This window comes from Thioalkalivibrio sp. ALJ1, from assembly GCF_000745395.1.
In the GTDB taxonomy this organism is placed as follows: Bacteria; Pseudomonadota; Gammaproteobacteria; order Ectothiorhodospirales; family Ectothiorhodospiraceae; genus Thioalkalivibrio.
In genome coordinates this window covers 1,124,398-1,145,517 of sequence record NZ_KN050684.1, presented here as the reverse complement: position 1 = coordinate 1,145,517, position 21,120 = coordinate 1,124,398, and the positions used below count along the sequence as shown (strand labels likewise).

General features: G+C 64.7%; 21 protein-coding genes. 2 read left to right on the top strand and 19 right to left on the bottom strand.

The annotated features are described in order from the left end of the window. Window positions 1–68 precede the first annotated feature (68 nt). The 6 genes from fetB to folB form a co-directional block, all read right to left on the bottom strand. Complete coding sequence (gene fetB, locus F462_RS07645; RefSeq protein WP_038052990.1) at window positions 69–875, bottom strand: ABC transporter permease; 807 nt, start codon at window positions 873–875, stop codon at window positions 69–71. Next, window positions 866–1,486, bottom strand: coding sequence for an ABC transporter ATP-binding protein (locus tag F462_RS07640; RefSeq protein ID WP_038052987.1), 621 nt, complete (start codon window positions 1,484–1,486; stop codon window positions 866–868). The genes fetB and F462_RS07640 overlap by 10 nt, the downstream gene beginning before the upstream one ends. A gap of 329 nt (window positions 1,487–1,815) precedes the next feature. After that, entirely contained in the window at window positions 1,816–3,069 is a 1,254-nt protein-coding gene (locus tag F462_RS07635; protein ID WP_038052985.1) for an ammonium transporter, read from the bottom strand. 34 nt (window positions 3,070–3,103) lie between these two features. Continuing rightward, window positions 3,104–3,442 carry a P-II family nitrogen regulator gene (locus tag F462_RS07630; RefSeq protein ID WP_012981610.1) on the bottom strand — a complete coding sequence of 113 codons (339 nt, stop codon included), beginning with the start codon at window positions 3,440–3,442 and terminating at the stop codon, window positions 3,104–3,106. Between the two features lie 69 nt (window positions 3,443–3,511). Further along, a complete protein-coding gene (locus F462_RS07625; protein ID WP_038052982.1) occupies window positions 3,512–4,228 on the bottom strand; it encodes a TorF family putative porin in 717 nt (238 codons plus the stop codon). A gap of 384 nt (window positions 4,229–4,612) precedes the next feature. Beyond that, window positions 4,613–4,972 (bottom strand): dihydroneopterin aldolase, encoded by a 360-nt coding sequence (gene folB, locus F462_RS07620; RefSeq protein WP_038052979.1) that lies wholly within the window; start codon window positions 4,970–4,972, stop codon window positions 4,613–4,615. 105 nt (window positions 4,973–5,077) lie between these two features. Between folB and F462_RS07615 the strand changes: the two genes are divergently transcribed. After that, window positions 5,078–6,070 (top strand): amidoligase family protein, encoded by a 993-nt coding sequence (locus F462_RS07615; protein WP_038052976.1) that lies wholly within the window; start codon window positions 5,078–5,080, stop codon window positions 6,068–6,070. Between the two features lie 49 nt (window positions 6,071–6,119). Continuing rightward, entirely contained in the window at window positions 6,120–6,887 is a 768-nt protein-coding gene (locus tag F462_RS07610; protein ID WP_208854165.1) for a gamma-glutamyl-gamma-aminobutyrate hydrolase family protein, read from the top strand. A 248-nt stretch (window positions 6,888–7,135) separates the two neighbouring features. On the opposite strand, the gene msrA is transcribed toward F462_RS07610, so the two are convergent. From msrA to def, 13 genes are read right to left on the bottom strand one after another with little or no spacing between them, the layout of a single operon-like run. After that, the gene (msrA, locus tag F462_RS07605) at window positions 7,136–7,768 is read right to left on the bottom strand and encodes a peptide-methionine (S)-S-oxide reductase MsrA (RefSeq protein WP_038052973.1); all 633 of its coding nucleotides are present in this window, start codon (window positions 7,766–7,768) and stop codon (window positions 7,136–7,138) included. A gap of 11 nt (window positions 7,769–7,779) precedes the next feature. After that, window positions 7,780–8,934, bottom strand: a complete 1,155-nt coding sequence (locus F462_RS07600; protein WP_081911430.1) for a PQQ-dependent sugar dehydrogenase — start codon at window positions 8,932–8,934, stop codon at window positions 7,780–7,782. Between the two features lie 19 nt (window positions 8,935–8,953). Then, the gene (locus F462_RS07595) at window positions 8,954–9,808 is read right to left on the bottom strand and encodes a DNA-formamidopyrimidine glycosylase family protein (protein WP_038052971.1); all 855 of its coding nucleotides are present in this window, start codon (window positions 9,806–9,808) and stop codon (window positions 8,954–8,956) included. Window positions 9,809–9,819: 11 nt separating this feature from the next. Continuing rightward, window positions 9,820–10,797, bottom strand: coding sequence for an LpxL/LpxP family acyltransferase (locus F462_RS07590; protein WP_038052969.1), 978 nt, complete (start codon window positions 10,795–10,797; stop codon window positions 9,820–9,822). Further along, window positions 10,794–11,153: a tetratricopeptide repeat protein gene (locus F462_RS07585; protein WP_038052967.1), complete on the bottom strand. Its 360-nt coding sequence runs from the start codon at window positions 11,151–11,153 to the stop codon at window positions 10,794–10,796. Before F462_RS07585 ends, F462_RS07590 begins: the two co-directional genes overlap by 4 nt. 40 nt (window positions 11,154–11,193) lie before the next feature. Continuing rightward, a complete protein-coding gene (locus tag F462_RS07580) occupies window positions 11,194–12,648 on the bottom strand; it encodes a TrkH family potassium uptake protein (protein ID WP_038052965.1) in 1,455 nt (484 codons plus the stop codon). A 10-nt stretch (window positions 12,649–12,658) separates the two neighbouring features. Further along, a complete protein-coding gene (trkA, locus tag F462_RS07575; RefSeq protein WP_018141442.1) occupies window positions 12,659–14,038 on the bottom strand; it encodes a Trk system potassium transporter TrkA in 1,380 nt (459 codons plus the stop codon). 23 nt (window positions 14,039–14,061) lie between these two features. After that, a complete protein-coding gene (locus F462_RS07570; RefSeq protein ID WP_038052962.1) occupies window positions 14,062–15,441 on the bottom strand; it encodes a sigma-54-dependent transcriptional regulator in 1,380 nt (459 codons plus the stop codon). Beyond that, window positions 15,438–17,639, bottom strand: a complete 2,202-nt coding sequence (locus tag F462_RS07565; RefSeq protein ID WP_038052960.1) for an ATP-binding protein — start codon at window positions 17,637–17,639, stop codon at window positions 15,438–15,440. Before F462_RS07565 ends, F462_RS07570 begins: the two co-directional genes overlap by 4 nt. Beyond that, window positions 17,624–18,202: a DUF4390 domain-containing protein gene (locus F462_RS07560; RefSeq protein ID WP_018874038.1), complete on the bottom strand. Its 579-nt coding sequence runs from the start codon at window positions 18,200–18,202 to the stop codon at window positions 17,624–17,626. The genes F462_RS07565 and F462_RS07560 overlap by 16 nt, the downstream gene beginning before the upstream one ends. After that, window positions 18,202–19,560: a 16S rRNA (cytosine(967)-C(5))-methyltransferase RsmB gene (gene rsmB, locus F462_RS07555; RefSeq protein ID WP_038052957.1), complete on the bottom strand. Its 1,359-nt coding sequence runs from the start codon at window positions 19,558–19,560 to the stop codon at window positions 18,202–18,204. Before rsmB ends, F462_RS07560 begins: the two co-directional genes overlap by 1 nt. After that, entirely contained in the window at window positions 19,560–20,525 is a 966-nt protein-coding gene (fmt, locus tag F462_RS07550) for a methionyl-tRNA formyltransferase (RefSeq protein ID WP_038052954.1), read from the bottom strand. Before fmt ends, rsmB begins: the two co-directional genes overlap by 1 nt. Further along, on the bottom strand, window positions 20,525–21,058 hold the full coding sequence (def, locus tag F462_RS07545; protein ID WP_038052952.1) for a peptide deformylase: 534 nt from the start codon (window positions 21,056–21,058) through the stop codon (window positions 20,525–20,527). The genes fmt and def overlap by 1 nt, the downstream gene beginning before the upstream one ends. Between the last annotated feature and the right edge of the window lie 62 nt (window positions 21,059–21,120).

The window sequence follows — 21,120 nt, the reverse complement described above, 5'->3', positions numbered from 1 at the left end:
TCGCCACGGCGCTGCGCGCCTCGCGATGACGGGCACCACAAACGCCGCAGAGTGCATTGAGCTCGTGACTAAACGTGGCGGCCGGCCTTGAGGCGGTCGAGGCGCAGGCGTTCGCGGGTATCGAACAGGCGGCGCGAGGCGAACCAGACTGCGCCCAGGGTGCCAAATCCTGTGCCTGCCGCAATCAGGAACATGATCAGGATCTGGTACTTGACCGCCTCCACCGGCGGGGCGCCCGCAAGGATCTGACCGGTCATCATGCCGGGAAGGCTGACGATGCCCGCAGCCGCCATCGCATTGATGGTCGGCATCAGACCGGAACGGGCGGCCTCGCGGCGCATGGTGGCCACGGCCTCGCTCCAGCCCGAGCCCAGCGCCAGGCGCGCCTCGATGGTTCGGCGCTCGCGCCAGACGGTTTGGGTCAGACGGTCCAAGCCGAGCGCGATACCCGTCATTGTGTTGCCTAGCAACATGCCCAACAACGGGATCGCGTATTGCGGCTCCCACCAGGGTGTCGGCCCCACCATCGTCACCAGCGCCAGCACGGTTACGGCGAAGGCGGAGATAAACATAGTGACCGTGCCGATCCCGTATCCCCATAGCCCGACAAAACGCCGCTGCTGCCGGGCCATCACCTCGTAACCCGCTACCGCCAGCATGACGAGCGCCATCAGCGCCACCCAACCGAGCTGGGCATTGTCGAACAGGGTCTGCAGGATCAACCCGACCAGCAACAACTGAACGACTGTTCGCGCACCGGCGATCAGCAGGCTGCGGCTGAGCCCCATACGGGCCCAGAACGTGAGCCCAGCCAGGGCGACCACGAGCAATGCCGCCAGCGAAAGATCCAGTGCAGAGAGCGAGATCAGGTCCATGCCGGGCTCTCCAACTGGCCCTCGTGGATGGTCAGGATGCGACCACCCAAACGCTGACGCTGCAACGTGTCGTGGCTTACCCACAGCGCGGCGGCATCCTGTTCCGCCAGGTACCCGCGCACCGCCCGCTCGATGCGTTTGGTGTTTTCCAGGTCGAGGTTCGCGGTCGGTTCGTCCAGCAGCAGCACACGCGGTTGATTCAGAAGAGCTCGCACCAGGCCCAGGCGCTGCTTCTCGCCACTGGACAATCGCTCAACCTCCCAGCGCAGCGAGGCCTCCGGGAGCGCAACCTGGTCAAGCCAATGCAAGGCCTGCTCGCGCGAGAACTCAGCCGGGAGGTGCTCGTCGACGTACTCGCCCCACCAGGCAGTCTCGGCGGGGACATAGGCGACCCGTCGGCGCCACTGCACCGGCAGCATGTTGTCACGGGGCTCTCCATGCAGACGAACCTCCCCTGCATTCGGATCAAGATCAGCCAGAGCCCGTAACAACAAGGACTTCCCGGAACCGGAGGCACCCGTCACCTGCGCGAGCTCGCCGGGTTGTAGCGCAAGGTCCAGGGGGCCCAAGTGTTCGGTCTTCAGGGCATGTACATCGAGCAGCCGATCCATGCGAAAGGGTTCCGTTGCAGCGAGAACAGGATCGTAACCGAAGCCGGGGCCGCGGGATGAATGGCCGGACCAACAGGCGCCGCTTGCTGTGAGACGAACGGTCGATTCGGTCAGGTTGCCTCTGCTGATGCCGATCGTACGAACCGGCGCGGGCTCGGGCTTCGCGGGCGAGCCCGCTTTCACGAGTACAGAAACAAAAAAAGGGCGCCGGGGAGGCGCCCTAAAGGCCAACATCCAAGTCCTGGGAGACTGTCTTGTCGGCGTCGGAGGAGACTTTGTCGGGATCGAGCCGGCATGCGGCCCGATCCCGGTTTCAGGTTAACGAAGGATTATTGCTTCCCGGTGAATTCCGGGTAGGCTTCGAGACCGCATTCCGCGATATCGGCACCCACAGCCTCGTCCTCTTCGCTCAGGCGAATACCCATCACCGCCTTGAGGATGGCCCAGACAATCAGGCTGGCCACGAAGACGAAGACGAAGATAGCGAGCAGACCGGCAATCTGACCGAAGAAGGTCGCATCCGGGTTGGACAGCAGCACCGCCATCACACCCCAGATCCCGGCCGTGCCGTGAGCGGAGATCGCACCCACCGGATCATCGATCTTCAGCTTGTCGAGCGCCACGATCGAGAAGACCACGATCACGCCACCAACGGCGCCAATGATCATCGCCAGGACCGGGCTGGGCATCAGCGGCTCGGCCGTGATGGAAACCAGACCCGCGACCGCGCCGTTCAGGGCCATGGTCAGGTCGGCCTTGCCGAAGATCAGACGCGTGGTGATCAGCGCGGCGACCACACCCCCGGCCGCGGCCAGGTTGGTGTTAGCGAACACGGCGGCCACAGCGTTGGCGGACTCGATGTCCGAAACCTTCAGCTCGGAACCACCGTTGAAGCCAAACCAACCCAGCCACAGGATCAGTACACCCAAGGTAGCCAGCGGCATGCTGGAGCCCGGGATCGCGTTGATCTGGCCGTCCTTGCCGTACTTGCCCTTACGAGCACCCAGCAGGAGCACACCCGCAAGTGCGGCAACCGCGCCGGTGAAGTGGACGATGCCGGAACCGGCGTAGTCCAGGTAGCCGATCTGATCCAGGATACCGCCACCCCAGCTCCAGAAGCCCTGGATCGGGTAGATGAAGCCGGTCAGGATGACCGCGAAGGCCAGGAAGGCCCACAGCTTCATGCGTTCGGCCACGGCACCGGAGACGATGGACATCGCCGTTGCCACGAACACCACCTGGAAGAAGAAGTCGGCACGATCGGAGTAGTAGATGTCGCCACCGCTACCCAGCACGTCCGCGACCGCGTTATCACCCGAGATCAGGAAGCCAAGGCCCGGGATAATGGAGCTCAGGCCATCGCTGTACATGATGTTATAGCCGATCAGCATGTACATGATGCTCGCGATCGAATACAGGGCAATATTCTTGGTTGCAATTTCGGCCACACTCTTAGTGCGAACCATACCGGCCTCGAGCATGGTAAAGCCCGCGGCCATCCACATCACCAGTGCGCCGGCCACCAAAAAGTAAAAGGTGTCCATTGCATAGGCGAGTTCGACAACTTGCTGTTCAATTTCCATTATTGAAATTCCTCATTCGCTGGAAGGCAAAGGTTTAAAGCGCTTCCGGTCCGGTCTCGCCCGTGCGAATGCGCACGACCTGCTCCACCGGCGTAATAAAGATCTTGCCATCGCCGATCTTGCCCGTACTGGCAGACTTTGAAATCGCCTCAACCACCTGATCGACCAGGTTTTCGTCGACAGCCACTTCAAGCTTCACCTTGGGCAAGAAATCGACCACATATTCGGCACCGCGATACAACTCTGTATGACCGCGCTGGCGACCAAAACCCTTTACTTCGGTCATGGTCATTCCTTGCACGCCGATCTCCGAGATCGCCTCGCGAACATCATCAAGCTTGAACGGCTTGATCACGGCGGTAATCATCTTCATGTCAGACTCCTATGGGCGGACCCGCCACCATGCGGGCCCGCCATTTCATTTAAGTAGTGGGTCCAGGGGCTAGAACGTCTTGGACCAGCCCACCCAGGCGCCAACGTCCTCGTCAGACTCGTCGACGTACTCGAGGTTGAAGCTGAACTCGCCCCAGTCGCCGGCATCACGGGTAAGGCTCGCGGTGTAATGGGTGTAGTTGTCGTTTTCGTCGGTGTCGTCGAACGTCTGGCGACCGACCAGGAAGCCGGCGCTGTAGACTTCCATGAATGGGATGTCGAGGCCGCCGTAGTAGTACGTGTCCTTGCGCTCCAGAGCGGAGTCGGAGCTGTCGGTGACGACGTGTGCAATGCCGCCGTAGAGACCGACGGGTCCGGTATCGAAACTCACCTCGCCGTAGATCTCGCCAAAGTCGGCGCTCAGGGAACCATCGTCATCACGTGCATCGGGGTAGGCGTAGTAGACGTATCCGACGTCGTAGCCGAAGCCATTGTCAAAGTCATCGGCAAAGCCCAGATACAGATCGAGCTCGTAGCTCGTATCGTCCCCGAAGTCGACATTGGAGACCCAGGTTCCGGTGTAAAACCCGGATTCGTGTTCGTAATCGATGCCCCCCTGGATCGCGGCACCGTCATCGGTTTCGGAACCACCACGGAAGTAGTAGTTGGAGACCGCCCCAATGTTTACGGAAAGCTCCGCGGTGGCGGTCGAAGTAAAGGCCACACCACCGGTCGAGCCGATAGTTACAATGGCGGCGGCCAGTGCGGAACGAGTGAACTTCTTCATGTTGTGTTCTCCCAGTTGTGCAATCGAGTGTCGCGTAGTCGACACCCGGTCCTTGCATGGGCTGTGCCAAGTACCAAAATCGGCTTTTAACAACACCTGTTGTGGCCGAACCACGGGGGGGTTGCCTTCAAATGGTGCGCACTCAAAGTGCACACGCACCAAAAGCGTGCGCTTCGGCCATGTTGTGAACCATGTCCGGTGCGAGAGAAGGTTCAGGCATGGGCAGGGTGGTCTAGGGCGGGAGGAAACCGGGGGGAACGAATGTGGCATGGAACGTAGCCGGGCAATACTGCCCCGGGTGGCAGATCGCCAGGTCGCTTCGCGACTCGCGATCACCCAATAAGCGAGGTTTTCCGGAGCCTCAGCAGCCCGGGAGGGACGGTGTTAAGAAGAAAGGCTTCCGCGTTCGATCTCGATGCCGACCTCGCGGACCCCGGGGACCGCGCCGGGCTTGCCCAGCACGATGCGCACCCAAGGGGAAGCGAACTGGGCCATCAACGCCTCGGCGATCTCCTCGGCGAGCGATTCCAGCAACGCATGAGGTTCGCGGGTGACGATCGCGCGCACCACATTGGCGACGGCCTCGTAGTCGACGGTGTCGCCGATCTCCCCGGAGTGCGCGGCAATTCGGGTATCCGCCGCGAGCTCGATATCGAAGCGCAGGGGGCGCTGCAGCCGTTGCTCCCAGTCGTAGACGCCGACGACGGCGTTGATTTGGAGATCGCGCAGATAGATTCGGTCCATGGGGTCAGCCAGCTCCGGAAGGTCGGCGCTTATCCTACTTTCTGGGCCACACGAGGTACACCAAGTCGCTATCATGGGCGCACTAAATCACGGCCCGAGTCCCGCATGAGCGACCTCTTTCACGAACTCCCCTGGCCCACCAATCCGGACGGCGAAGCGCGACGTATCGGTTTGGAACTCGAGATGGCCGGGGTCTCGCTGGACACCATGGCCGAAACCGTCCAGGCCGAGTTTGGCGGGCAGATCGATTCGGACAGCGCCTTCGTCTGCCACGTGCGCGATACCGAGGTTGGGGATTTCCAGCTGGAGCTGGACGCCCGCGTGCTGAAGGACCGCGCCTATCGCGACCACCTGGCACGCCTGGGCATTGAGCTGGACGACTCCGACGAGGCCGCGCTGGACCGCTGGCTGGCCGACGCCGCGGGCCGCCTGGTCCCCCACGAGATCGTCGCCCCGCCCATCGCGGCAGCCGACCTGCCCCGCCTGGACCGGGTACGAGCCGCCCTGCAGCAGGCCGGCGCACTGGGCACCGAACGTTCCCTGTTGTACGCCTTTGGCCTGCAGATCAATATCGAAATCCACCGCACTGACGCCGAGTGGCTGCTGGCGATCCTGCGCAGTTTCCTGCTGATGGTGGAGGTTCTCACCGCGGCCGGAGCCATCGACCTGGCCCGACGGTTGTCCCCCTACATTCGGGCGTTTCCCGGCCCTTTTGTACGCTACGTGCTGGACCCGGATTTCCGGCCCGACCAGGCCGGCCTGATTGATGCCTACCTGGCGCACAACCCGACGCGCAACCGTCCCCTGGATCTGCTCCCATTGTTCGCACATCTGGACGCGGACCGCGTCGACGCAGCGCCCGTGGAACACGAGCTGATCAAACCGCGCCCCGCCTTCCACTACCGTCTGCCCAACTGCGAGATCGACGACCCGGAATGGAGTCTGGCGCGCCCGTTCAATGGTTGGGTCGAGGTGGAGCGTCTGGCGGCCGATCCGGAACGCCTGGAGCGTTTGTCACGCGAATACCTGGAACGCCCAGGCCAGGCCCTTGGCCGCTGGGCCGACGACTGGAGCCAACGCCTCAGTGACTGGTTCTGAACCCGCGACCAATACGAACGACCCACTCGCCCCTCGCCCCCGCCGCCCGGTGATCGCCATCACCGGGCCCGACCAAGGCGGGGGCCCGGCCTGGCTATTTACAGCACTGGCGGTCTGGAGGGCGGGCGGCCGCCCGTTACGGCTGCGTCCCGGCAAGCCACGCAGCCACTGTCACTTCGACGGCCTGGTGGTCGGTGGCGGGGCGGATGTCGATCCCGAGCTCTATGGCGAGACGCTGCCGGAGGGCCCGGACGCCGCGTCCATCCGGAAGGCGGAGCGCCGGCTTTCGCAGCGCCTGATCGGCTACCTCTTCTACCCGGCGCTGTGGCTGCTGCGGCGGCTGTTCCAGTCCCACGGCGGCGTACTGGACACGGATCGCGACCGCCTGGAAAAGGCCCTGATCCATCGCGCCCTGGACGAGCACCGCCCCATCCTGGGTATCTGCCGCGGCATGCAGCTGATCAACGTGGTCCGCGGCGGCACCCTGCAGCGCGATCTGGCTGAATTCTACGTGGAAACCCCTCAGGCGCGCAGCCTGCTACCGGTCAAGCCAGTCGCGCTGGAACCCCGCAGCCGCCTCGCCGATATCCTCGGCGACCACACGCTGCACGTGAACGCGCTGCACAATCAGGCAGTGGACGACCTGGGCCGCGGGCTCCAGGTCGCGGGCCGCGAGACCACCGGCGTGGTTCAAGCGATCGAGGCCGAACGCGACTGGTGCATCGGCGTGCAATGGCACCCCGAATACCTCCCGCAGAAGCGCCGCCACCAGCGCCTGTTCCACGCCCTCGTCCAGGCCGCCACCCAAAGGGACTGAAAACCCTTGTTCACCACGAAGTCCACGAAGGCACGAAGAAAGGCGGTTTCACAGGAAGTTTTGAAGAATGGAAGAAGGCTGATGCCACGGCCGCAAGCGACACGTTGATAGGGTGACTTGAGAAACGGTCACGCACCCGCCCCTTCACCCGCAAACTTTCCCTTCTTCCAGACTTACTATGAGTCGCCCTTGCCCTTCTTCGTGCCTTCGTGGGCTTCGTGGTGAAATTCGTATTTTCGAAGCGAGCCTCAGGTGGGATAGGGGACGGACAGGCCGCCGAGGCCGCAGTAGCCGTTGGGGACTTTGGCCAGGTATTGCTGGTGGTAGTCCTCGGCGAAATAGTACGCCGGGCCTTCGGCGATCTCGGTGGTGATGGTCCCGCGACCGGCCGCATCCAGCGCGGCCTGGAACCGTTTGCGGCTGGCCTCGGCGGCGGCCATCTGGTCGGCTTCATTGGTGTAGATCGCAGAGCGGTACTGGGTGCCGACGTCGTTGCCCTGACGCATTCCCTGGGTCGGGTCGTGGCCCTCCCAGAAGGTGCGGAACAAGGCCTCTTGCGACACCTTCTCGGGATCGAACACAACGCGTACCAGCTCGGTGTGCCCGGTCTGCCCGCTGCAGACCTCGCGGTAGGTCGGATTCGGGGTGTAGCCGCCGCCATAGCCAACGCTGGTCGAGTACACCCCGTCCATCTGCCAGAACAACCGTTCCGCCCCCCAGAAACAGCCCATGCCGAAGTGGATCACCTGCATACCCGCAGGGTACGGTGGCGCCAACGGCGTCCCCAGCACCAGGTGGCGGTCGGGCACCGGCATGGGCTCGTCGCGCCCGTTCAGGGCCTGCTCGGGCGCGGGCATGCGTGGTTCTGAAAACGCAAACATGGCAGGGTCCTTCAGTCCGTCGGGGTAAGCCGGATCAACTCGCCCGGATTGTGGTCGGTGAGCACGTAGATCGCACCATCGTGTACGCGAACGTCACGGATACGGCGGCCAAGATCAGGGAGCAGATCGACCTCCTCGACCAACTCGCGGTCCTCAAACGTGAGCTTGCGCAGAGTCTGACCACGCAACCCGCCGACCAGAAGATCGCCATCCCAGTCGGCAAAGGCCGGATCACGTAGGATCGCCATGCCGGACGGGGCAATGGCCGGTGTCCAATAATGCAACGCGGATTCCATGCCTTCCTTCTCCGACTCGCCACTCCCGATCGGGCCGCCGGAATAGGCCCCGCCGTGAGAAATCACCGGCCACCCATAGTTCAGACCGCGCTCGATGATGTTCACCTCGTCACCGCCCCGCGGGCCGTGCTCGTTTTGCCAGAAGATTCCAGTCTCTGGGTCAATCACCATCCCCTGCGGATTCCGCACACCGGTAACCCATATCTCAGGGTGAGCACCCTGCTCACCTACAAAGGGGTTGTCGTCCGGCACCGAGCCATCGTCATACAGGCGCACAATACTGCCAGCGTGGTCGTCCTTCTTCTGCGCTCGGTCCTGGTCGCCACGGTCGCCGACGCTGACATACACATAGCCGTCCGCATCGAACACAATGCGCGACCCGAGGTGCCGTCCTCCACGCGCGACCGGCTCGGCGCTGAACAGGATCTCGACCTCCTCAAGGACCCCATCGGCAAACTGCCCGCGCGCCAGTCGCGTGGTCTGGCCACCATCGGCCTGGGCGGCGTAGGTAAAGTACAACCAGCGGTTGTCCTCAAACTCCGGATGCAGCACCAGATCCAGCAGCCCCCCCTGGTTCTGCGCGACCAGATCGTCGGGCAGGCCGGACACCAGGTCGCCACGCCCCTCGAAGTTCTCCGCATCCGGGAAATAGCGCAGTTGCCCCGGCCGCTCGCTGATCAGCGCCCCGCCATCCGGCAGAAAGGCGATTGCCCAGGGATGATTCAGCCCCTGATGCAGCACCTCGCCACGCAGCTCGCCGCCACCCGTAGCAAACTCCTCGGCCGCAATCCCCGTCGAGCCCCCGCAAGCCACCAGCAGGCCGCCCAGCAAAGGGGCTGCCAGCACCCGACCCGACATTCTCTTGTCCATGTTCATCGCTTTGCCTCCGCTACGTCCGTCCCCTTTGGTGGGGCAGGATCGGCGCAGGGTTCCCCGTCTGACACGACGGACACCAATAGGTCGAACGTCCATGCTCACCCAACAAAGCTCGCTGGATGGGGACGCCACACGTCCGGCAGGGCTGGTCGATGCGTCCGTATACGTACAAATACTCGTTCGTCTCGGCCCGCTCACGCGTGATGCGGGGCCCCGGCTTGAGGTTGCGGCGCAACAAGTGCGCCGCCTCGTAATAAATCGCCAGCAGGGCGGTATCCGTAATCGCCCCAACGGCCGTCAGCGGGTGCCGTCCATGTATGAACAACACCTCGGATTTGTAGATATTGCCGATGCCCGCAGCCAGCGATTGATCCAGCAACACGTCCAGGATCGGGCGCGCCACGTCGGCCCTGGCGCGCACCCGAGCGACCACGGCCTCAAGGTCGACCGCCGGATCGAGAAGATCAGGCCCGACACGGGCATCCAGCTGCGGCACATCCGCGGCCCCGGACACGTGCGGACGCCACTGCAACTCGCGGGGGTGAAAGCAGACCAGCACCCGGTCCGCCAGGGTCAGGACAGCCCAGGCGCTGGGGTCCGGCTTGTGCCAGGCGGCGCCCAGTGCGTACTGGTGCCAGGTTCCGTACATACCGAGGTGGGTGCGCAGTTGCCAAAGCCGGCCATCCGCATCCTGCAAATCGAGTAGCAGGTGCTTGCCCCGGGCCTGCACGGCTCCGGCTTCCATCGCGCCGTGTTCGAGCAGTGGGTCCCCACGTCGGGCGCGGGTCGCGACCGCGCTCAGCGTTGCGCCCGCCAGCATCGGGCGCAACGCGGATGCCAGCTTGTGGATGGTATCGCCCTCGGGCATGGCGGCCGGGATCAGCCCTTGCGGTCAGGGTACAGGCGGGGCTCGCCTTCGGGGCGGGTGCGGAACAGGCGCATGGACCACAGATACTGCGCCGGGGCCTGGCGCACGCCCTGCTCCACGGCCTCGTTCATGCGCCGGGCGTCGAGCTCGTCGTCGCCTGTCGGGTATCCCTCAATCGGAGGCCACAGGCGCATTACGTACTGATCCGCTGCCGCGTCGTACCAGGCGAAGCTGGGCAGCACCACCGCCTTCGACATCCGCGCCAGGCGGCCCAAGGCCGTCAGAGTGGCCTTCTGCACACCGAAGAAATCGACGAATACCGCACCGTCCGCACCCAGGTCTTCGTCCGGCAGGTAGTAGAAGAAACGTCCGCGCTTGAGTTGGCGAATCGCCGGGCGCAACCCCTGGTCGCGGGCAAAGATATCGCCGGAATAGCGGGTGCGGCTGCGGTGGTTGATCCACTCCAGGACCGGGTTCTTCATCGGCTTTGCGAAGGAGACACCATCGTACATCTGGCTCATGCGCACACCGCCGTAGTCCAGCGCCAGTGAATGCGGCGCCAGGATAATGACCGGCTTGCCACTGGCCTGCAGGCGCTCGTAGTGCTCCAGACCTTCGATGCGGATGCGCGCCGCGTGCTGGCCCGGCTTGCCGAACCACAGCAGGCCGTAGTCCAGCACCGTCTGCGCCTGATAGCGGTAATAGGCTTCCAGGCGTCGGGCGCGTTCGGCCGCCGACATCTCCGGGAAGCACAGTTCCAGGTTGCGCTCGGCCACCGCGCGGCTACGCCCGGCGAAGCGCTGGATCAGCCTTCCCAGCCCACTTGCCAGACCGCGCACCGCAGAACGCGGAAGCTCCTGGAGCACCCAAGCGAGGGCCAGAAACAGCCAGCTCCCCCAATACTGCGGGGCAAAATGTCGGGCGGTCAGGGGGGCCTGATAGGCCCCCGCCTCGTCACCGCGCGATTGCGGGTCGTCCGTCGAATTCATACGTCCCCGGGCCCCCTGGCGGTATCACCCTGGGACGCCTGTTGCTTGCGCGCGCGCCTGGCATAGACCTCCATCTCCTTCGCGGCCTGGAGGTCGCCCTTCTCAGTGGCCACGCGGATGCCGCGCTCGCATGTGGATAGCGCCGCCTCCGGGCGCTCCAGCTCCACCAGCGTCTTGGCCAGCAGCTTCCAGGCCGCGGAATAGCCACCGTCCAGCTCGAGGGCCCGTTCCAGGTGGGGCACCGCGGCCTCCAGCTGACCGTCCGTCGCCAGGGCGTTACCCAGCGAAAACCGCAGCATCGCGGAGTCCTGTCCGCCATCCAGCATGTTCTGGAAGCGTTCGATCATGTCGCTCATGGGGCACCTCCCGCGCCGCGTGCAAATCCGGGCATTCAGGCTAACGCCGCCAGAAGGCGGGCGACAGAAGCACCAGCACAGTAAAGATCTCCAGACGCCCCATCAGCATCGCGAACACCAGAACCCACTTGCTGAAATCATTGATCGAGGCGTAGTTCGCGCCCACCTCGCCGAGGCCGGGGCCAAGGTTGTTCAGGGTGGCCGCGACCGCCGAGAACGAGGTGACCTGATCCAGACCAGTCACCATCAACAGCAGCATCATCACCACGAACACCATCACGTAGGCCGCGAGAAAGCCCCACACCGCCTGGACGACACGGTCCGGGGCCTCCTTGCCGTTCACCTTGACCGTGATCCGCGCATGCGGGTGGATCAGACGCTTGATCTCGCGCAGGCCCTGTTTCGCCAGCAGCAAGACGCGCACCACCTTCATCCCACCGCCAGTGGAGCCGGTACAGGCACCAATGAATGACAGGAAAATGAGCAGCACCGGCAGGAATCCGGGCCACAGGTAGAAACTGTCCGTCGAATATCCAGTGGTAGTCGCGATCGACACCACATGGAACAGGCCCTTGCGCAGCGCCTCCGTGGTGTCGCTGGCGAAGCCGGTCACGAGCATGAAGGTCACCACGACCACACTGGCTCCGGCGAGCAACAGCAGGTAGGTGCGCAGCTCCTCGTCACGGCGATAGGGTGCGACCGTGTGACGGTGGATCACCAGAAAATGCAGGGCGAAGTTCATCCCCGCAATCATCATAAAGACGATCGCCACGGCCTCGATCATGGCGCTGTCGAAGTGGCCGATGCTCGCGTCGTAAGGCGAGAAGCCGCCAATCGCCACGGTGGAGAAGGCGTGCGCCACCGCATCAAAGGCCTCCATGCCGGCGGCCCAGTAGGCCAGCGCGCAGGCCACGGTAAGGCCCAGGTAGATATACCAGAGATTGCGCGCGGTCTCGGCAATGCGCGGGGTCAACTTGTTGTCGCGGATCGGCCCCGGGGTCTCGGCCTTGAACAGCTGCATGCCGCCCACGCCCAACAGCGGGAGGATGGCCACCGCGAGCACGATGATGCCCATGCCCCCCATCCACTGCAGCTGCTGGCGATACCACAGTAGCGCCCGTGGCAGATCGTCCAGTCCGGACAGCACTGTGGCCCCGGTCGTGGTCAGCCCGGACATCGATTCGAAGGTGGCATCGGTAAAGGAGATCTGCAGGCTGGGGTCGAGGAACAACGGAGTCGCGCCAGCAATCCCCAGCCCCAGCCAGAACAGCACGACCAGGATGAACCCGTCGCGCGCCTGCAGTTCCTGGCGCATTCGGTATAGCGGCGCCCACAGCAGCCCCCCCATCAGGAGCAGAAGGGCAAACGCCTGCAGGAAGACAAACGCCGTGGACTCGCCGTAAAGGAAACCAATCGCCGCCGGCGGCAGCATCGCCAGGCTGAACAGCGTCAGCAGGACACCCAGCAACCGGGCGGTGGAGGCAAGATGCAGCATTGCGCGCGGGCTAGAAGAACAGCGCCGTGGGCTGGAACAGGCGCTGGACCTGCTTCACCTTGCGCCGATCGGTTACGAACAGGATCACGTGATCCCCCGCATGGATCACCGTATCGTGGTGCGGAATGATCACCTCCTCCCCGCGCACGACCGCCCCCACGCTGGTCCCCTCGGGAAAGTCGATCTCGTCGATCGTGCGATCCACCACCTGCGAGGTGCGGGCATCGCCGTTAACCACCGTCTCGATCGCCTCGGCCGCCCCACGACGCAGGGCATGCACGGTGGCCGTGCCACCCTCGCGCACCCGCGCCAGCAGGGCGCTGATGGTGGCCTGCTGCGGCGAGATCGCGACGTCGATGGTTCCGCTCTGCAGCAGGTCCACGTAGCTCGGCCGATTGATCAGGGACATCACCTTGCGCACCCCCCAGCGCTTGGCCAGCATCCCGGCAAAGATGTTCGCCTGATCGTCGTTGGTTACGGCACAGAACACGTCGCTGTGTTCGACGTTGATCGACTCCAAAAAGCGATCGTCGGCACTGTCGCCATGCAGCACCAGGACATTGCTTGGCAGGCTTCTCGCCAGATGATCGGCACGGTCGGAATCGCGCTCGATTACCTTGACGCGGTAGCGCTTGCTGAGGGTCTCGGCGAGGCGCTCGCCGATGTTGCCACCACCGGCGATCAGGATTCGCTTGTAGGGCTTCTCCAGCTTGCGCAGCTCCGAGGTGACCGCCCGGATATTTTTCTTCGCCGCGACAAAGAACACCTCGTCATCCGCCTCGATCACCGTATTGCCATCGGGTTGAATCGATCGGTCCTTGCGGAAGATCGCAGCCACCCGGGTGTGAATGCCCGGCATGTCGCTTTGCAGGTTCTTCAACTCGTGGCCGACCAGCGGGCCGCCGTAATAGGCCCGCACCCCAACCAGGGAGACCCGGCCCTCGGCAAACTCCAACACCTGCAGCGAACCGGGATGCTCGATCAGACGCTGGATATGACTGGTCACGATCGCCTCGGGCGAGATCAGCATATCCACCGGCATCGCGTCCTGGGCGAACAGCTCCGGGGTCTCGTGGTAATCGCGAGCCCGCACGCGGGCGATCTTGGTCTCGATATTGAACAGCGTGGAGGCCACCTGGCAGGCCACCATGTTGGTCTCGTCGGAGTTGGTCACCGCGATCAGCATCGAAGCATCCTGCGCACCCGCCGCCCGCAGCACCCCCGGATGGGCCGCGAAGCCATGGACCGTCTTGATATCGAAACGGTCCTCCAGCTCGGCCAGCATCTCGGCCCGGTAATCGACCATGGTGATATCGATCCCATCGGCACTCAACGCCTCGGCCAGCGACTGACCGACCTGCCCGGCCCCGAGAATGATGATGTGCTTCATGCGTCTCCCGTCCCGGAGCGGATTCAGCTATCGGATTTCACGCGCTTGGGATCGATCCCCAGCGCCTTGAACTTGCGGTACAGGTGGGTGCGCTCCAGCCCCACCCGTTCCGCCAGGCGCGTCATGTTGCCTTCGGAACGCTCCAGCTGCTGCTGCAGGTACTCGCGTTCGAACTGCTCGCGGGCCTCGCGCAGCGGCAGATCGGGGATTGCAACCACCCCCTCTCCGGCCTCCTCCGCGCGCTGTGGCTGGCCGGACAGGGTGCGTTCCACCTCGTCACGGGTAATCTCGTCACCCGAGCCCAGGATCATCAGGCGCTGAACCAGGTTGCGCAGTTCGCGCACGTTGCCCGGCCAGTGATACTGCTGCAACCGCTCCAGCGCCGGGCGCTGGAAGGCGCGCACCGGCAGCCCCTCCTGCTGGTGCAGGTGACGCATGTGGCACTCCAGCAGCTCCGGGATGTCCTCGGGATGTTCGCGCAACGGCGGGACCGCCAGCGGGAGGACGTTCAGGCGATAGTACAAGTCCTCGCGGAAATGCCCTTGTTCCACCGCCTCGGCCAGGTCGTACTGGCTGGCCGCGATCACGCGCACATTCACACTGATCGGCTGATTCCCGCCGATACGGGTAATACGCTGGGTGTCCAGGGCATGCAGCAGACGACCCTGGGTTTGCAGATCCATCTCGGCGACTTCGTCCAGGAATAGCACGCCCCCGGCCGCCTGTTCCAGCAGGCCGTAGCGCACATGCTCGCCCTGCTCGCTGCCAAACAGCTCGGCGATCGCCTCGTCGCCTGACATGGACCCGACCGAGACCACGATGAACGGACTGTCGCGGCGCGCACTGCGCGCGTGCAGCAAGCGCGCGAAGGTCTGCTTGCCCACCCCCGGCTCCCCAGTGATCAGCACCCAGGTGTCGTGCTGCGCCATGCGCTGGACCTGGTCGCGCAGATTCACCATGGCCGCACTGTCCCCGACCGGATCGTGGACCGTTCCTGCATGGCGCTTGAGACCCACGTTCTCGCGCTGCAGGCGCGCGGCCTCCAGGGCGTTGTTCAGGGTAATCAGCAGCTTGTCGATGGACAGCGGCTTCTCGATGAAATCGTAGGCCCCCAGGCGCGTGGCATCGACCGCAGTCTCAACGTTGCCATGACCGGAGATCATCACCACTGGGCAGGGCAGGCCTTCGTCGTCGCTCCACTCCTTCAAGAGCGAGATGCCATCACCATCCGGCATCCAGACATCCAGCAGGATCAGGTCTGGACGTCGACTGCGGCGCTGTGCCTTTGCCTCGGCCACGGAACCAGCGAGCGCCACCTGATAGCCCTCGTCCTCCAGCACATCCTGCAGCAGCATGCGGATGTCCGGCTCGTCGTCGACCACGAGTATGTAGGCTTCGCTCATTCGGGCTCCTCATGAACCACCGGACCATGCTCGACCGGGATACGGATGCGGAACACCGCACCTCCTTGCCCGGATTCGGCATTATGGCACTCAATCATGCCGCCATGTTCTTCCACAATCTTCTGCGCCACGGCCAAACCGAGACCGGTTCCACGCGGCTTGTCGGTGGTGTAAGGCTCGAAGATGCGCCCCAGGAACTCCGGCTTGATGCCGGGGCCGGTGTCGGTCACCCGCATCTCGATATGCGGCCCGGCGGGATCGTCGAGGAACACCGTGGCGACATGCACCTCCATGTCCTCGTGACCCTTGCCCGCCTCCAGGGCGTTCTTGATCAGATTGTGCAGCAACTGTCGCAAACGCCCGGCATCGCCGTGGATGCGCGGAAGCGAGGCATCCAGCGCGACATCCACACGCGAGTGACCATCCTGATCCAGGTAGAGCTCGCAGACATCGCGGATCAACTGATTCATATCCACAGAGGCACGCTCCAGCTGCGGCGCCTGGGCATAGTCGCGGAAGGCGTTGACCAGGGTCTTCATCGCCTCCACCTGCTGCACGATGGTGCCGGTGGCCCGGTCCAGCACTTCACGGTCCGCGCCCTCCAGCACCTTGCCCAGACGGCGCGAAAGGCGCTCGGCGGATAACTGGATCGGGGTCAGCGGGTTTTTGATCTCGTGCGCCAGACGTCGCGCGACCTCACCCCAGGCGGCATCACGCTGGGCCTTTAGGAATTCCGTCATGTCGTCGAACACGATCGCGTGCAGGCCGCGGCTGGAACCCGAGGTTGGCAGCCACACCGCACGCGTCATCAACACCTTGCGCCCACTACGAGTGAACACCACCACCTGGCGCGACCACTCCGCTTCCTGGCGCACCAGGGCATCGCTGATCGCCTCGAAGAACTGTGCCACCAGTGGACACTCCTTGCCCAGCTCGGACATCACTCGGGTACGCGCCCCCTGGAGGTCGCACTCCAGGATCTCGCTGGCCGCGGCGTTCGCGGTACGCAGACGCAGGCTGCCATCCAATGCCAGCACGCCGGAGCGCAGGTGCTGCAGCACACTCTCCAGGTAGGCGCGTTCGGCATCCAGCAGGCGACGGTTGCGCTCGGCCTCGTCGCGGGCCTCGTTCAGCGTGCGGGTCATGGTGTTGAAGGACTGCACCAGAAAGCCCAGCTCGTCTGCGCGCTGCACCGCCAATCGGGTGCTGTAATCCCCTTGCGCGACCATGCGCGTGCCCTGCACCAGATCCGAGATCGGACGCACCATACGCCGCGCCACCAGCAGCCCGGCCCACAGGGCAGCCATCAAGGAAATCGCCAGCGCCAACGACAGGGTAAAGACGAAGCCCTGGATCATCGGACCGCGCAGATAGGCGAACTCGCGATAGTCGGCAAAGGCGTCTTGCACCCGCAGCGACAGCGCACTCATGCGCGGATCCACCGGGTAGATCCCCTGCAGGATGCGATTCTCGGAACCCGGACGGCGGCTACTGGTGGTCGCCACCACGCGAATAATCAGCGAGCCATCGGACTGCGGCTCCAACCGCGAATATGGTTGTTCCGGGCGCACCCGCATCAGGATGTCCGAGCCGGGCGGGCTCGGCAGCCGACGGATGGGGCTGTCGGTACTGGAGGCGATGATGCGATTGTTGGATCCGACCAGCGTCAGTTCCTGCGCCCCGACCTGGCGGCGATAGTCGTTCAACGCCAGTGGCACCAGGCCCTCGGAAAGCCCCTCGAGATCGCTCATCAATTCCTGGGTCTCGTTGGCCAGTTGGCGCACCCGCAGGTCCAGCGATGAGCGCGACAGTTCGAGGGCATCCTCCAGGGCCGACTCCACCCGGACGTCGAACCAGGAATCCACACCCTCGTTCAGAAATTTGAAGGAGAAGTAGTAGACGACCGAGACCGGCAGCACCGCCACCAGCATGAACACCGCCACCAGGCGCAGCGTCAGTCGGCTACCTGGGACCCCGCGCCGATACTGGATCGCCATGCGCACGAGCTGGTAGACGATCAGCCCACTCAGCACCAGAAGCACAGCCACGTGGAAGACCAGAAGCCACAGGAACAACTGCTCGAAACGCGCCTGGTTCTGGGCCGCATCCCCCATCACCACCAGCGAGGTCAGCAGCAGCGCGAACAGGAGCCCGATGCCGAGGAGCCCCCATGGGAAGCCTCTCAGTCCAGCGGCCATCGCCACCACTCCTGTCGGGTTGTGAGGTCACCGCGCAGGCCGGCATCCAGTTGCAAAGGAAGCGGCAAGGCCGAATACACGAGCGTCAGATGGGCTGCTAGACCCAACTCCCCGGGGTTGTCCCGAGCGGATTCCGGGACGCCATCGAGGCGCAACCGCCCTAATCTGCGGGCCACCTGGTCCAGCGCATCGCCCAGCGTCGGTTGCAGATCCATGCGTTCGTCGGTCACCGCGGTTACCAGGTAATGCCGATTGAGGGCAAAGTATTGCAGCTTCACCCGTCGGGCCTCGGTTTTCAGGGTATCGCGACCCATACGACCACTACGCTCCAGCCGCGCCTGAGTCTCGAATTCCAGCGTAACCCCATTGGCCAGGGCATCCTCCAGAACGGCCGGCAGGCGCATATCGATACCCAGACGCACCAGCACCGTGGTGTCGTCCAGCCACATGTGATTCGCGGTGCGGATCTCCACCGCCTGCGCCAGACTGGGCATGGCCAGTACCCCGAGCAGGCCAAACAGCACCGCGGCGGGCCACCGTCGAAAGTAAGCGCGTCCCGACATCAGAGGGCCTGCTTCTCCAGCAAGGCATAGTAAAAACCATCCCCACCCTCGAGCCCGAGCGGCAGCGACAGGCCGACCTCGCGAGGCCGCGCACCGGGGATGCCCGCGCCACGGTTCAGCGGCTGCGCGCATGCGTCCGGGGTCGCAGCGACGAACGGGGCTACCACCGCCTCGTTCTCCGCCGACAGCAAGGAACAGGTGGCATAGAGCAGCCGACCACCTGGCCGCAGCAGGCGCCAGGCACCCGCCAGCAGTCGGGCCTGTTCGGCGGCCAGGCGCGGAATATCGTCCGCGCGGCGCAGGGTCTTGATGTCGGGATGGCGCCGAATGACACCAGTCGCCGAACAGGGCACGTCCAGCAGGATGGCGTCGAAGCCCTGACCATCCCACCAGGCGTCGGTCGCCTCCAGATCCGCCGCCACCAGATCGGCATTCAATCCCAGCCGATCGAGGTTCTCACGCACCTGCTCCAGACGGGCAGGGTCGTTATCCAGTGCAGTCAGGTCCAGGTCACCACCTGCATGCTCCAGCAAATGCCCGGTCTTGCCGCCGGGGGCCGCACAGGCATCCAGCACGCGTTCGCCGGGCTGCGGATCCAGCAAGACCCCCGCCCACTGCGCCGAGGCATCCTGCACTGACATTCGCCCTTCGAAGAATCCGGGCAAGCCCCCGACATCGACCGGGTTCTCCAGGGTCAGCGCACTGGCAAGCGCCGGGTGCGGTCGAGCCGGGGCCCCTGCGGCGGCCAGGGCCTCCAGGGCCACTTCGCGGCTGCCACGATGCAGGTTCACACGCAGGGTCATCGGGGCCGGCTGAGTCGAGGCCTCCAGTAGCGCCTCCCACTCCTCGGGCCAGGCCTCGCGGATGGCCTCCAGCAGCCATTCGGGAACGGCATAGCGCAGCCCCGGTTCCGCGGCAATGCGGGTGGCCAATGCATCCTGCTCGCGCAGCGCGCGGCGCAAAACGGCGTTGATCAGCCCCACTGCGCCCGGGCGGTGGATCTCCCGCGCCAGTTCGGCCGTCTCGCGCACCGCGGCATGATCCCGGGTGCCAAAATGCAACACCTCGGCCAGGCCCTGTGCCAGCAGCACCCCGATCACCGCATCCTTACGCCGCAGGGGCCGATCAAGAAAACTCCCAACCAGGCCTTCCAGCTGCGGGTACCAGCGCAGGATCGTGTAGGCCAGGGCCTGCACCCAGGCGGCATCGCGTGCCTCCAGGCCGTCGGTCGCCAATTCGACGGCCTGGGTCAGCGACTGTCCCTGCAAGACCACGCGCTCGACCGCTTCCAGCGCTCGCTGGCGCGGAGAACGCGAATCCACCCGCGAGGGCACCACACGCTTTGGCTTGCCCGCCATCACTGCACCCCCGTCAGGATCTGCCCCGAGAGTTCCGCATTGCGGGCCCAGTCCCCCGCGGATACCGGGCGGCGCCCTGGCAGTTGGACAGTCTGCAGCCGCAATACACCCTCTCCGGTGGCCACATCCACCCCGTCGGGTCCGGCCGAGAGCACCGTTCCCGGGGCGGCATCGGCCGCACCGGCCAGCGGGGTCGCGGCATGCACACGCACGACCTGCCCGTCCCACTCGGTCTGAGCGATGGGCCAGGGATTGAACGCGCGCACCTGACGATCCAGGGCCGTGGCCGGCTGCGACCAGTCGAGCCAGGCCTCCCGCTTTTCCAGTTTGTGCGCGTAGGTGGCCTGCGTACCCTCCTGCGGCCAGGGAGCGGACTCGCCCGTGGCGATCATCGGGAGCTGCTCAACCAGCAGCTCCGCCCCTTCGCGGGCGAGGACGTCGTGCAGGCTTCCGGTGGTAGTCTCGGGCGAAATCGGGACCGAGCGACAGGCGTGTACGGGACCGGTGTCCAACCCTGGGGCCATCTGCATCAGGCACACCCCGGTATCGGAATCGCCCGCGAGAATGGCGCGATGGATTGGCGCCGCACCACGCCAGCGCGGCAGCATTGAGGCATGGATATTCAGGCCTCCCAAGGGCGGGATCGCGAGCACGGCGCGCGGCAGGATTAGCCCATAAGCGGCCACGATCAGGATGTCCGGCCGCCAGGCGGCGAGCTCGGCCTGCGCCTCGGCGGACTTGAGGCCCTCCGGCTGCACGACCGGCAACCCTGCGGCCTCGGCGACCTGCTTGACCGGACTCGGGCGCAACTTGCGCCCACGCCCGGCCGGTCGGTCCGGCTGGGTATACACCGCAACCGGGGCCTGGCCCTTCGCAATCAGGGCCTCCAGCGCCGGGACCGCAAATTCGGGCGTCCCGGCATAAACGATGCGCAGGGACTCGACGTCCGTGTCCGCCACCCCCATCAGACCGCGGGGGCCGCGGCCTTGTCACCGGACCCCGTGCGGGCGCCCTGCTTCTCCAGCTTCTTACGGATACGGTTGCGCTTCAGACTGGACAAGTAATCGACGAACAGCTTGCCGTCCAGGTGATCAATCTCATGCTGGATACACACCGCCAGCAGACCGTCGATCTCCATCTCGAAGGGCTTTCCATCTCGCCCCAACGCACGCACGCGGATCCGGTCGGCGCGCTGCACCTTCTCGTAGAACCCGGGTACCGACAGGCAGCCCTCATCCATCTCCTCCTCGCCGGAGGTGTCCAGGATTTCCGGGTTGATCAAGGCATGCGGCTCGCTCTGATCCTCGGAGACATCTGCCACCAAAACACGCTTCTGCACGTTGATCTGGGTGGCCGCCAGGCCAATGCCTGGCGCCGCGTACATGGTCTCCAACATGTCGTCTACCAGAGTGCGGATTTCGTCATCCACCTCGGCAACGTGCTCCGCCTTCAGGCGCAGCCGGGGATCGGGGAAGTGCAGGATTTCACGCTTGGCCATGAAAAAACCTCAAACTTTGTACTGTACAGACGCCGCGATTCTGCTAACGTTGGACCGCAATA

What these genes read in the sequence shown, in the direction of transcription:
- fetB (WP_038052990.1), bottom strand. Translation starts at nt 875, where the DNA reads ATGGACCTGATCTCGCTCTCTGCACTGGATCTTTCGCTGGCGGCATTG.
- F462_RS07640 (WP_038052987.1), bottom strand. Translation starts at nt 1,486, where the DNA reads ATGGATCGGCTGCTCGATGTACATGCCCTGAAGACCGAACACTTGGGC.
- F462_RS07635 (WP_038052985.1), bottom strand. Translation starts at nt 3,069, where the DNA reads ATGGAAATTGAACAGCAAGTTGTCGAACTCGCCTATGCAATGGACACC.
- F462_RS07630 (WP_012981610.1), bottom strand. Translation starts at nt 3,442, where the DNA reads ATGAAGATGATTACCGCCGTGATCAAGCCGTTCAAGCTTGATGATGTT.
- F462_RS07625 (WP_038052982.1), bottom strand. Translation starts at nt 4,228, where the DNA reads ATGAAGAAGTTCACTCGTTCCGCACTGGCCGCCGCCATTGTAACTATC.
- folB (WP_038052979.1), bottom strand. Translation starts at nt 4,972, where the DNA reads ATGGACCGAATCTATCTGCGCGATCTCCAAATCAACGCCGTCGTCGGC.
- F462_RS07615 (WP_038052976.1), top strand. Translation starts at nt 5,078, where the DNA reads ATGAGCGACCTCTTTCACGAACTCCCCTGGCCCACCAATCCGGACGGC.
- msrA (WP_038052973.1), bottom strand. Translation starts at nt 7,768, where the DNA reads ATGTTTGCGTTTTCAGAACCACGCATGCCCGCGCCCGAGCAGGCCCTG.
- F462_RS07600 (WP_081911430.1), bottom strand. Translation starts at nt 8,934, where the DNA reads ATGGACAAGAGAATGTCGGGTCGGGTGCTGGCAGCCCCTTTGCTGGGC.
- F462_RS07595 (WP_038052971.1), bottom strand. Translation starts at nt 9,808, where the DNA reads ATGCCCGAGGGCGATACCATCCACAAGCTGGCATCCGCGTTGCGCCCG.
- F462_RS07590 (WP_038052969.1), bottom strand. Translation starts at nt 10,797, where the DNA reads ATGAATTCGACGGACGACCCGCAATCGCGCGGTGACGAGGCGGGGGCC.
- F462_RS07585 (WP_038052967.1), bottom strand. Translation starts at nt 11,153, where the DNA reads ATGAGCGACATGATCGAACGCTTCCAGAACATGCTGGATGGCGGACAG.
- F462_RS07580 (WP_038052965.1), bottom strand. Translation starts at nt 12,648, where the DNA reads ATGCTGCATCTTGCCTCCACCGCCCGGTTGCTGGGTGTCCTGCTGACG.
- trkA (WP_018141442.1), bottom strand. Translation starts at nt 14,038, where the DNA reads ATGAAGCACATCATCATTCTCGGGGCCGGGCAGGTCGGTCAGTCGCTG.
- F462_RS07570 (WP_038052962.1), bottom strand. Translation starts at nt 15,441, where the DNA reads ATGAGCGAAGCCTACATACTCGTGGTCGACGACGAGCCGGACATCCGC.
- F462_RS07565 (WP_038052960.1), bottom strand. Translation starts at nt 17,639, where the DNA reads ATGGCCGCTGGACTGAGAGGCTTCCCATGGGGGCTCCTCGGCATCGGG.
- F462_RS07560 (WP_018874038.1), bottom strand. Translation starts at nt 18,202, where the DNA reads ATGTCGGGACGCGCTTACTTTCGACGGTGGCCCGCCGCGGTGCTGTTT.
- rsmB (WP_038052957.1), bottom strand. Translation starts at nt 19,560, where the DNA reads ATGGCGGGCAAGCCAAAGCGTGTGGTGCCCTCGCGGGTGGATTCGCGT.
- fmt (WP_038052954.1), bottom strand. Translation starts at nt 20,525, where the DNA reads ATGGGGGTGGCGGACACGGACGTCGAGTCCCTGCGCATCGTTTATGCC.
- def (WP_038052952.1), bottom strand. Translation starts at nt 21,058, where the DNA reads ATGGCCAAGCGTGAAATCCTGCACTTCCCCGATCCCCGGCTGCGCCTG.